At 39.4% G+C, this 327-nt stretch carries 1 protein-coding gene; it reads left to right on the top strand.

The window, feature by feature from the left end; translation table 11 throughout:
* On the top strand, nucleotides 1–327 hold a 327-nt coding region (locus tag M3600_RS28725; protein WP_251648607.1), incomplete at both ends, for an IS3 family transposase.

Raw genomic sequence — 327 nt, 5'->3', positions numbered from 1 at the left:
CAAGCTGCGCTGATCATGGGACGAAAATAAATGTGATTCGAAATAACACACACAAATATTCAGTATCAGCAATGTGTAACGTCCTCCATATACCCAAAAGTAGTTACTACTATCAAGCCAATTTGTGCGAAAAAGAAGCCCATGAAAGAGAAGAAGTGGAGCTTTCCAATGAAATTCAACGCATTTTTAAGGGAAGTCGTTGTAACTATGGTACCCGCAAACTCAAAGTAGAGTTAAAGAAGCAAAACTGGATCGTTTCTCGTCGTCGAATCGGTCGGATTATGAAACAACTAAGCTTGGTATCGAATTATACGGTGGCACAATACA

Source organism: Niallia sp. MER 6 (genome assembly GCF_023714395.1).
Lineage (GTDB): Bacteria > Bacillota > Bacilli > Bacillales > Cytobacillaceae > Niallia.
Note: the sequence above shows the minus strand (reverse complement) of the source record. Positions and strands in the feature narration are given on the sequence as shown.